At 35.3% G+C, this 11,335-nt stretch carries 9 protein-coding genes and 3 pseudogenes; 9 read left to right on the top strand and 3 right to left on the bottom strand.

The window, feature by feature from the left end; genetic code table 11:
- Positions 1 to 476: pseudogene (locus A9G37_RS03780) on the bottom strand (IS481 family transposase); the annotation flags it as partial.
- A gap of 351 nt (positions 477 to 827) precedes the next feature.
- Between A9G37_RS03780 and A9G37_RS03775 the strand changes: the two are divergent.
- The 9 genes from A9G37_RS03775 (at position 828) to pdxY (ending at position 10,320) form a co-directional block, all read left to right on the top strand.
- The gene (locus A9G37_RS03775) at positions 828 to 1,103 is read left to right on the top strand and encodes a type II toxin-antitoxin system TacA family antitoxin (protein ID WP_065561594.1); all 276 of its coding nucleotides are present in this window, start codon (positions 828 to 830) and stop codon (positions 1,101 to 1,103) included.
- Positions 1,100 to 1,570: a GNAT family N-acetyltransferase gene (locus A9G37_RS03770; RefSeq protein ID WP_442903136.1), complete on the top strand. Its 471-nt coding sequence runs from the start codon at positions 1,100 to 1,102 to the stop codon at positions 1,568 to 1,570. The genes A9G37_RS03775 and A9G37_RS03770 overlap by 4 nt, the downstream gene beginning before the upstream one ends.
- A 757-nt stretch (positions 1,571 to 2,327) precedes the next feature.
- Positions 2,328 to 3,941: an ABC transporter substrate-binding protein gene (locus tag A9G37_RS03765; protein WP_065574666.1), complete on the top strand. Its 1,614-nt coding sequence runs from the start codon at positions 2,328 to 2,330 to the stop codon at positions 3,939 to 3,941.
- Positions 3,942 to 4,088: 147 nt separating this feature from the next.
- Positions 4,089 to 5,105, top strand: a complete 1,017-nt coding sequence (dppB, locus tag A9G37_RS03760) for a dipeptide ABC transporter permease DppB (protein WP_034914661.1) — start codon at positions 4,089 to 4,091, stop codon at positions 5,103 to 5,105.
- Positions 5,106 to 5,119: 14 nt separating this feature from the next.
- The gene (dppC, locus tag A9G37_RS03755) at positions 5,120 to 6,043 is read left to right on the top strand and encodes a dipeptide ABC transporter permease DppC (RefSeq protein WP_065561597.1); all 924 of its coding nucleotides are present in this window, start codon (positions 5,120 to 5,122) and stop codon (positions 6,041 to 6,043) included.
- 13 nt (positions 6,044 to 6,056) lie between these two features.
- The gene (gene dppD, locus A9G37_RS03750; RefSeq protein WP_065574665.1) at positions 6,057 to 7,034 is read left to right on the top strand and encodes a dipeptide ABC transporter ATP-binding protein; all 978 of its coding nucleotides are present in this window, start codon (positions 6,057 to 6,059) and stop codon (positions 7,032 to 7,034) included.
- Positions 7,024 to 8,025: a peptide ABC transporter ATP-binding protein gene (locus tag A9G37_RS03745; RefSeq protein ID WP_065561599.1), complete on the top strand. Its 1,002-nt coding sequence runs from the start codon at positions 7,024 to 7,026 to the stop codon at positions 8,023 to 8,025. Before dppD ends, A9G37_RS03745 begins: the two co-directional genes overlap by 11 nt.
- A gap of 138 nt (positions 8,026 to 8,163) precedes the next feature.
- Positions 8,164 to 9,441 carry an MFS transporter gene (locus tag A9G37_RS03740; protein ID WP_065574664.1) on the top strand — a complete coding sequence of 426 codons (1,278 nt, stop codon included), beginning with the start codon at positions 8,164 to 8,166 and terminating at the stop codon, positions 9,439 to 9,441.
- A gap of 12 nt (positions 9,442 to 9,453) precedes the next feature.
- Positions 9,454 to 10,320 carry a pyridoxal kinase PdxY gene (gene pdxY / locus A9G37_RS03735; protein ID WP_065574663.1) on the top strand — a complete coding sequence of 289 codons (867 nt, stop codon included), beginning with the start codon at positions 9,454 to 9,456 and terminating at the stop codon, positions 10,318 to 10,320.
- Positions 10,321 to 10,428: 108 nt separating this feature from the next.
- On the opposite strand, the pseudogene A9G37_RS03730 reads toward pdxY, so the two are convergent.
- Positions 10,429 to 10,790: pseudogene (locus A9G37_RS03730) on the bottom strand (RtcB family protein); the annotation flags it as partial.
- A 36-nt stretch (positions 10,791 to 10,826) separates the two neighbouring features.
- Positions 10,827 to 11,335: pseudogene (locus A9G37_RS03725) on the bottom strand (integrase core domain-containing protein); the annotation flags it as partial.

Raw genomic sequence — 11,335 nt, 5'->3', positions numbered from 1 at the left:
GACTTTAGCAAAAGCGAGTCTGGAATAGGTATCAATAAATGTTTGTTGGTATATTTTCCCTATGCCTTTAATATGCCCTACATAATAGGTATCTTGTGCACATAAATAACCCGGATGATGTGTCTCAATTTCGCCATGCGCTTCTCGTGATGCTTTGGCTTTTTCAAGAGCCTGTAATTGATTTTCAGTGAGCACACATCCTTCTTGTGCCACTTTGGTTTCTAGCGCAATTAAGCGTTTTTTAAAACTTTCTAAATCATGGCGTAGCCAAATAGAGCGTACACCACTACCTGACACCATTATGCCTTCTTGACGGAGTTGATTGGCGACCCTATGTTGCCCATAAGCTGGATATTCATAGGCCATATTGACAACGGCTTGTTCGATATGCGGCTCTACCCGATTTTTTCGATAGGCTTTTTACGACTAATTTCTTGAAGCGCAAGCTCTCCCCCTTGCTCATACAATTTTTTAAATGGTATAAAGTAAGTTTATGGAATTCCAAGGCTTCTTTCAGTTTTAATATTGTTGTTTTTAGTATCACCTAATATTGTAACTAAAACAATGTAATTTTAAATATGACGTTTGAATTATATAGTTTTTTTGTTGAAGATAAAATTCTGTTAAATTGTATATTCATGGAGATTTTTAATATACACAATGCAATTACCACTCGATCTAAATTATTTTAGTTTGCAAGTTTTAAATACCCCAGCTCATTTCTATAGTTTATATTACTTATTTCTTCAATATTTAAATACCACTCCACTTGTATATCAATTTGATATACAATACATATCCATACTAAATAAAAAATGGCAATTAAAATGAGAACTGAAACCAAAGAATCGCCTATTAATATTAGAGCTAAGGCATCTCAAAAAGAATTGATTGATATTGCAGCGCATTTACTATCTAAATCACGCACTGATTTTATTTTAGAAGCGGCCTGCTCAAAGGCTGAAGATGTTTTGCTTGATCAGCGTCTTTTTTTAATCGACGATGAACAGATAAATGCCTTCAATCATGCAATAGAAGCCTCTTTTGATAGTAATGAAAAAATTCAAGCTTTATTGTCCCGGAAGTCACCATGGGAAAAATAGAAGCACCGCACTTATTGAATGAAGATCATGATGTTACGTCATTTGATTGTGAAGAGTTGTCTTTGAATGAATGGTTGAAGAAAAAATCCTTAAAAAATCAAAAAAGTGGTGCTTCACGTGCATTTGTAATTTGTGACAATAACAAAGTAATCGGCTTTTATTGTTTATCAACAGGCAGTATCCAGCATCGACAACTAACATTGAGTAGGTTTAAGCGCAATATGCCCGATCCTATTCCTGTTATTATTCTAGGTCGTTTAGCTATTGATAAAAATTACAAAGCAAAAGGATTAGGTGCAGCATTATTAAAAGATGCTATATTACGCTCGAAAGAAGTCTCTAAACAAGTTGGTTCTAGAGCACTATTGGTACATAGCTTAACAGATGAAGCCAATGCGTTTTATATTAAATTTGGATTTGTTAATTCTGGAATTCAGGAAAGAACAATGCTAATCTCTTTATGGTAATAAAATTGGGCTTAATTGTACATTTTTAAAGCAGATAAATTTAAGGATACAAATACGGGTAAATTTTCATCTAAATTTATCAAATCCAGTCACCACAAGGCTTCAACCCACATCTTCGATTCCGCGTCCGGGCACCAATCACCAAATTCTAAGACCTGCTTATAACAGTTTTTTATGCCTAAAGCCTTTTTCAAATAAGCCTTTCACCTTGTTTCACTACTCAACAGTGTTCAACTAAAATTAAGCTAAATCCAGTAATAAGTTAATTTTACATCATTAATTTAATGATTATTTTACTTACACTAACTATAATGCATTCTATTAAAATCAATTATTAAGTGATAAGTTATATAATAATTCTAGAACTAGATATAAATTAAGAACTACGAAAATAAAATATACCTGTTCTTTTTTAATATAAATTTGTAAATTAAAAATGGCACTATTTTTGCTTATTTTATCTATTACATAGTACTTAACTGTCGTTATATTGTTGTTAAAAGTTATTTTTAATCTAAAATGGAATTTTATTGTAACTTTTATGCTATATCACAATTTTAATTATGGTATGCTTTGCACTGTATATGTGCAAGAAATAAAAAATATGAATTTAAACAAAATAAAAGTTAATTAATATAAAATTTAAAATTAGAACGTTTTACTAAATCTATATTTAAAAAATATTAAAAATACGACATTCTTGCCTTTGTTTAAATGTTACAAAATCGGTTTACAGTTAAATAATTGGAGTGGTTTTATGAGTAATCTAAGGAAATATAAACGTAAATTTTTGTTGGGCGCAGGACTAATAACAATGCTTGCGAGTGCACAACTTCATGCTGCTGAAACATTGGTTTATTGTTCAGAGGCTTCGCCTGAAACATTTAATCCACAATTAGCAACAAGTGGTTTATCAATGGATGCAAGTGCAGTTCCTGTTTATAATCGTTTGGTAGAATTTAAATTAGGTACTACCGAAATTGAACCTTCTTTAGCCAAATCTTGGGATATCAGCCAAGATGGTTTAACCTATACTTTTCATTTACGCAATGATGTTAAGTGGCATAGCAATAAAGAATTCAAACCAACACGAAACCTAAATGCTGATGATGTTATTTTTACATTTATGCGACAAAAAGATAAAAATCATCCTTATAACAAAGTTTCTGGTGGACAATATGAATACTTTGAAAGTATGGGATTCCCAGATTTAATCAAAGAAATTAAAAAGATTGATGACCATACTGTTGTATTTGAATTAAACCATCCAGAAGCCCCTTTTTTAGCAGATTTAGCAATGTCATTTGCATCAATTTTATCAGCTGAATATGCTGATGCTATGCTTAAGAAAAACACACCAGAAAAATTAGACTTAGTTCCTGTTGGTACAGGCCCATTTACTTTTGTACAATACCAAAAAGATTCCAGAATTCTTTATAAAGCAAATCCCGATTATTTTGGTCCAAAAGCCAAACTTGATCGCTTAGTGTTTTCTATTACACCAGATGCCGCAATTCGTTATGCTAAGTTACAAAAAGGCGAGTGTCATGCTATGCCATACCCAAATGTAGCCGATGTTGAACGAATGAAATCAGACAAAAATATTGTTGTTAAAGAAATGGCTGGCGTTAACATTGGCTATTTAGCCTACAATATGGATAAGCCGCCACTTAATAATTTAAAAGTCCGCCAAGCATTAAATATGGCCGTGAACAAAGAAGCGATTATAAAAGCTGTTTTTCAAGGTGCAGCTGAACCAGCTAAAAACTTTATTCCTCCATCAATGTGGAGTTATAACGATGAAGTGAAAGATTATCCTTATGATCCAGCGCAAGCAAAAGAATTATTAAAATCAGCGGGATTAGAGAAAGGCTTTACTATCAATTTATGGGCAATGCCAGTACAACGTCCATATAACCCAAATGCACGCCGTATGGCCGAAATGATTCAAGCAGATTGGGCTAAAATTGGCGTAACAGCTAAAATTGTTAGTTATGAATGGGGAGAATATCTATCTCGTATTCGTGATGGTGAACATGATGCTGTATTAATGGGCTGGACTGGAGATAATGGCGACCCTGATAACTTTTATTCTGTCTTGATGAGCTGTGATGCGGTTAAAGCAGGTTCAAACTATTCACGCTGGTGTTACAAACCATTTGATGATTTATTGCAACAAGCGCGTATTGAGTCAAATCACGAAAAAAGAGTTGAGCTATATAAACAAGCACAAGTTGAAATGCATAATCAAGCACCTGCATTGATGATTGCGCATTCAATAGTTTATATGCCATTACGCAAAGAAGTTAAAGGCTATATTATGGCGCCTCTGTCATTACATGACTTTAACCAAGTTACGCTTGAAAAATAGTATTCCTAACGATTAACCACCAATGTGTGGTTAATCACTACGTTGGGTTTTGCTAAATTTAGAACTATAAATCTATTTTTTAATAATAATAAAAATTTTATCTATTTTATAAACGATAGTTTAAAAGCAATATTTAAGAGCTACTACATGTTTCAATTTATTCTAAAGCGGTTAGGTGTACTTATTCCAACGTTTATTTGTATCACACTGCTTACTTTTATTTTTGTTCACCTTATTCCGGGTGATCCCATTATGGTGCTTGCAGGAGAGCGAGGTTTAACCCCTGAACGCCATGCTGAATTAATGACTCAACTGGGTTTAGATAAACCACTGTATCAACAATATTTTCAATATATTATAAACATGCTTCATGGCGATTTAGGAACCTCTTTTAAAAGCCAAATTCCAGTATGGGATGAATTTGTACCCCGATTTAAAGCAACGTTTGAACTTGGATTTTGCGCAATGTTGTTTGCAGTTAGTTTTGGGATCCCAATCGGTGTTCTTGCCGCAGTGAAACGTGGTTCAATATTTGATCACACAGCAATAGGGCTATCTTTAACAGGTTACTCCATGCCAATTTTTTGGTGGGGGATGATGCTAATCATGTTAGTCTCAGTGCACTTAAATTTAACCCCTGTATCTGGTCGTGTTAGTGATATGCTTTTCTTAGATGAAAGTAATCCTTTAACCGGATTTATGTTAATAGATACTTTATTATGGGGTGAAACGGAAGACTTTATCGATGCAGTTACTCACTTAATTTTACCTGCAATTGTGTTAGGAACCATTCCATTAGCAGTAATTGTCCGCATGACTCGTTCTTCTATGTTAGAAGTATTGAGTGAAGATTATATTCGAACCGCACGAGCTAAAGGCGTTAGTAGAATGCGAATCGTCCTTGTTCATGCATTGCGTAATGCAATGATCCCTGTTGTTACCGTTATCGGTTTACAAGTTGGTACAATGCTTGCCGGCGCCATATTGACCGAAACTGTCTTTTCATGGCCAGGAATTGGTCGTTGGTTAATTGAAGCGCTACAGCGTCGAGATTACCCCGTTGTACAAAGTGGCGTTTTAATTGTTGCGGTCATAATTATTTTAGTGAATTTATTAGTTGATATGTTGTACGGGGTTATTAACCCACGTATTAGACATAAATAAGAGTGTTTTTACAGATGAATAAACAGGTTATTACTGAACCAACCAATACGCAAGACACCAGTTTAGCCGTACCTAAACCATTAACGCCTATGCGTGAGTTCTGGTTCTATTTTTCAAAAAATAAAGGTGCAGTCGTTGGACTAGTCTTTATTATTATTGTTGTATTACTAGCTATCTTTGCCAATTTTGTTGCACCACATTCCCCTTCTGAGCAATTTAGAGATGCATTACTAACACCACCCGTTTGGATGAAAGATGGCAGTTGGCAATTTATTTTAGGAACTGATGATGTGGGACGAGATATCCTATCCAGACTCATTTATGGTGCCCGTTTATCCTTATTAGTCGGTTGCTTAGTAGTCATTATCTCATTGATTTTAGGGATTACATTAGGATTAATTGCTGGTTATGTAGGTGGTTTTTTAGACAATGTAATTATGCGTGCAGTGGATATCATGCTTGCATTACCAAGTTTACTACTTGCACTTGTATTAGTTGCAATATTTGGTCCATCAATTATTAACGCTTCAATAGCATTAGCTTTTGTTGCATTACCACATTATGTTCGCTTAACACGCGGAGCAACGATTGCTGAAATTAATAAAGATTATGTGATCGCCTCACGAGTTGCTGGGGCGGGACCCTTACGACAAATGTTTATCAACATCCTACCAAACTGCTTAGCACCATTAATTGTACAAGCTTCATTAGGATTTTCGAACGCAATTTTAGACATGGCTGCATTAGGTTTTTTAGGCATGGGCGCACAACCACCAACACCAGAATGGGGAACAATGCTTGCTGACGTATTGCAATTTGCACAATCAGCATGGTGGGTCGTTACCTTTCCTGGTTTAGTAATTTTAATGACAGTGTTAGCTTTCAACTTAATGGGAGATGGTTTGCGAGACGCACTTGATCCTAAATTGAAACAGTAATGGAGATACAGTCATGGCACTATTAGAAGTAAAAGAATTATCTGTTCAATTTGGTGGATTTAAAGCAGTAGATCACATTAGTTATGACGTTGAGCAAGGGCAAGTTGTTGGTATTGTTGGTGAATCAGGTTCAGGAAAATCAGTGAGTTCACTCGCCATAATGGGATTAATTGATTTTCCCGGTAAAGTCAATGCAAATGCATTACACTTTGATGGCAAAGATCTTCAACAAATCTCAACTAAAATGCGCCGTAAAATTGTAGGTGCAGATGTGGCAATGATCTTTCAAGATCCGATGACTAGCTTAAACCCATGTTTTACCATAGGTTACCAAATCATTGAAACATTAAAAATCCACCAAGGTGGCAGTAAAAAAGAGCTCAAAGCAAGAGCGATTGAATTGCTTAAATTAGTAGGAATTCCTGATGCTGAAAATCGATTAAAGGTTTATCCGCACCAGTTATCTGGCGGAATGAGCCAACGAGTAATGATTGCAATAGCCATTGCATGCAATCCAAAACTCTTAATTGCTGATGAACCAACAACAGCACTAGATGTCACAATTCAAGGGCAAATTATTGAGTTATTACTTGAGTTGCAACGCAAAAATAATATGGCATTAATTCTTATTACTCATGACTTAGCGTTAGTTTCTGAGGCTGCACAAAAAATTATTGTAATGTATGCTGGACAGGTGGTTGAAATAGGCGATGCTGAAATTATCTTTAAAAAACCATTACACCCTTACACACAGGCACTATTACGATCACTGCCTGAGTTCACTCAAGACAAAGAGCGATTAGCATCATTATCAGGCGTTGTACCAGGAAAGTATGATCGACCAACAGGCTGTTTACTCAACCCTCGTTGTCCTTATGCTACTGAACATTGTTATACCCAAGAACCAGCACTAGTTAGCTATGGTGAAACTAGAAAAGTAAAATGTCATTATCCACTATCAAGCGAAGGGATACCACAATATGAACAATAATATGGAAAATAATGAATTACTGCTTGATGCCCGAAACTTGACAAAATATTATCATGTTAAAACGGGACTTTTTTCTGAAACCAAGCAAGTTAAAGCCGTTGACGGTGTATCTTTTACATTAGACAAAGCTAAAACACTTGCGGTTGTCGGTGAATCAGGTTGTGGTAAATCCTCATTAGCAAGATTACTAACAATGATTGAAAAACCCACATCTGGAGAAATTTATTTTAAAAATCAGAATTTGTTGGATAATGATCAACAAGCTCAAAAATTGCGTCGCCAAAAGATTCAAATCGTTTTCCAGAATCCATACTCATCATTGAACCCCCGCAAAAAAATCGGTTCCATATTAGAAGAGCCTCTAATTATTAATACTGATCTAACAGCAAATGATCGTAAAGCAAAAGTACTATCAATGATGCAAAAAGTTGGATTAAAAGAAGAGTTTTATAACCGTTATCCCCATATGTTTTCAGGAGGACAACGTCAACGCATTGCTATCGCAAGAGGTTTAATGCTTGATCCCGAAATAGTAGTTGCTGATGAACCTGTTTCAGCATTAGACGTTTCTGTACGAGCACAAGTGCTAAATTTGATGATGGATCTACAGCAAGACCTAGGTTTATCTTATATTTTTATTTCTCATGACCTTTCCGTCGTTGAACACATTGCTGATGACGTAATGGTAATGTATTTGGGTCGTTGCGTTGAACAAGGACGAAAAGATGAAATCTATCGTAACCCTAAACATCCATATACTCAGGCACTATTATCAGCAACCCCAAGATTAAATCCTGATCTTAGACGAGATAGAATTAAATTAGAAGGTGAATTACCAAGTCCGCTAAATCCACCTATGGGTTGTGCGTTTAATGCTCGATGCCGTTTAGCATTTTCACGTTGTACAACAGAACAACCACAGCTTATTAATTATAATGAACATAAAATTGCGTGTTTCTGTATAGAGGAAAATAATAAAGGTGACAGTTAATTCTGTCACTAAATTAGATACTAAATCTATCCATTGCATTTTTCTTTTCTTAGAAGATAACAAATTGTCATATTAATAGTTTTGTGCTAGTTTCGTACTCATTATTAACTTACAACCGCGATAGCCCTAAGATTACTTATGTCCAATTCATCAGCTAAAAAAGTCGCTTTTGCCGCCTTTATTGGTACGACCATTGAATGGTATGATTTTTATATCTATGCCTTGGCATCAGTATTAATATTTGGTCAGCTTTTTTTTCCTGATGATAATCAATTTGTGCAAATCTTAGGATCTTTTGCCACCTTTGCCGTGGGATTTTTATCACGTCCTTTAGGAGCGTTACTATTTGGTCATATTGGTGATCGTTTGGGGCGTAAAAAATCGTTAATTACTACGTTGGTTTTAATGGGGTGTGCCACCACCTGTGTTGGTTTATTACCCTCTTATCAACAAGCAGGCATTTTATCACCAATTTTATTAGTTACATTACGCATATTACAAGGGATTGCGGTTGGTGGTGAATGGGGCGGTGCAGTGCTTATGACCAATGAACATGCCCCAAAAGGGTTGAAAAACTTCTTTTCCTCCTTTGCACAGTGGGGAAGCCCAGCAGGAAATATTTTAGCATTATTGGTCTTTTCTTATATTATCCGTTCACCTATAGCTGAGCTTATTAATAGTGGCTATTGGCGTATTCCATTTTTAGCCAGTTCTATTTTATTAATTATTGGCATTATTGCTAGAGTCACCTTAACCGAGTCACCTGTCTTTATCGAATCATGCAAAAAGCAAGCAAACTTAAAGCAAGAATCAACACCGATTATTGAAGTTTTAAAAAAATCAACACCGCTATTAATTTTAAGCATTGGCGCTAATGTATTGTCATTTAGTGGAATATTTTCTAATACATTAATGATTGGCTATACCACTATTGCACTAGGTATTGAAGACAAGATAATTGTTGATGCCCTGTTTTGGATTGCGATTGTGCATTTTGTTGTGCAACCTTTTATTGCCTATTTTTCAGAAAAATACTCGGCAACACGATTTTTAATTTGTTCGGCAATCTTAGCAATGGGATCGGTATTTTTATTATTCCCAATCATTCAGATAGGCACAAAAAATAGCTTTATTATTGGTATTTCGCTCAACGTAATTTGCTACAGTGGCTTTTATGGCGTAATAGCAGGCTATTTAAGTCGAGTTTTTCCTACCAGAATACGTTACACAGGGTTATCTATCAGCTATCAAGGTTGCGCTGCCATTTTTGGTAGCCTAATTCCGATGATAGGGGCATATATTATTTATACTTACAAAACTTTTTGGATACCATTAGCCTTGTTTTATTGTTGTTTAGCATTGATATCTATTATCTGTATCTATCTCCTAAACCGCTATCATTATTATGACGAATAATAAGGCAAACATATGAAAACAGTATTATCAATTCAATCAAATGTTGTTTATGGTTATGCCGGTAACAAGGTATCGACATTAGCCATGCAGCTACAAGGCGTTGAAGTTATGCCGATCCATACCGTGCAATTATCCAGTAATACAGTTTATCCTCATTATGATGGCATAGTGCTTGGTGCTAAACAAATCACACGAATAGTTAATAGTCTAGAAAAAATTGGGGGTTTAAAGTCTATTGACGCCATTATTTCGGGCTATATTGGTCTTGCTGAACAAGGCGAAGAAATCTTAGAAGCAGTCAACAAAATTAAATACTATAATCCTAATGCTATCTATGTTTGTGATCCTGTTATGGGGGGCGATATTAATAAAGGTAGTTCACTGCCACAAGGTATTATTGATTTCTTCACTAAGCAAGCGGTTAAACAAGCCGACTATATCACACCAAATTTATTAGAATTACAAATACTTTCTGATATCGAAATTAAAACATTTAACGATGTACTAAATGCAATAAAAACACTACAAAAACAGTCTATTAAAGCTATATTAGTAAAAAATTTGGTGCACGCTGGCAAAACAACCGACCTATTTGAAATGGTGTTAGCAACGCCAACCCAAAACTATCATCTTGCCCGCCCACTATATGACTTTCCACATCGTCCATTAGGTGTGGGTGATTTAATTTGTAGCTTGTTCACTGCGCATCTAATTAATGGACAATCCCAATTAATGGCATTTGAATTAGCCGCCAATGCCGCTAATCACGTACTGGAAATCACCAAACAAAAAGAGGCTCGAGAATTGGCAATTATTGATGCTCAAGCGTGGATTAAAAAGCCAGATTTGCGGTATCGGGGGATGGAATTGATGTTATAAAAGAATATCATTTCTATGTTATTCTTCTAAACAATAAGTATTTTGTGCTAAAATTTTATATTAATATTTTGATTAAATAATAAATTCTAGCACAAAATATTTTCCTAATTATACTTTAAACGTAATCCAAGGTTTAAGTTTAACTATGGTTTGAATCAAATCGGCTTTTTGTTGCGCTTCAATTACTGGTGTAATTGGTTTGTATGCTATAGGCGCTTCTTCGCGTAGCCGCTCTTCTTTGAGAGTAATGCATTGCCATGGTAAAAGGTAGTCTTTTCAAACTCTACCTTTTTATTACGCATGTTTTGCCTTCTTTCTGCTCTTCCTGCACCATGTGAACAAGACCATAACCACTCTTCATTACCTTTACCAACTGCTACATAAGAGTGATCACCCATCGACCCAGGAATTAATGTTATTTGACCTGTATATGCAGGCGTAGCACCTTTACGATGAATATTCATGCTGTAAATGCCCCAAACTTAGTACACAACTCACGTAGAAAATTAAGCTGCTTGTTTTAGTGTTTTATACTCAATCGGTGTCATGTTATTTAATGCCTCATGCGGTCTTTCGGTGTTATAAATCGTTAGCCATTCTTCGGTTATTCACCTTGCTTGTGCTAAGTTGTTAAAAAGATATAAATCAAGTACTTCAGTATGATAGGTACGATTAAATCGTTCAATATAACCATTTTGATAAGGGCTACCGGGCTTTATATAATCAATGGCTATATCATGTGATTTAGCCCAGTTTATAAAGGTTTTTCCTGTAAATTCTGGCCCATTATCGACCCGTATTTTTAATGGATATCCATGATATTCGGCCAGTTTATCTAAGTAACGGGTAATCCTTCCTGCTGGTAAGCTGACTGCAATATCAATACCTAACGCCTCACGATTAAAGTCATCGATGACATTGAATGTCCTAAAGCGACGTTGATTACGGCTACTATCACTCATAAAATCCATTGACCAACATTCACCTTGTTTATTAGGCACAAATAGCTTTTCCG

It is taken from the genome of Gilliamella sp. GillExp13 (assembly GCF_001690815.1).
GTDB lineage: Bacteria > Pseudomonadota > Gammaproteobacteria > Enterobacterales > Orbaceae > Gilliamella > Gilliamella bombi.
This window is presented reverse-complemented; position numbering and strand designations above follow the sequence as displayed.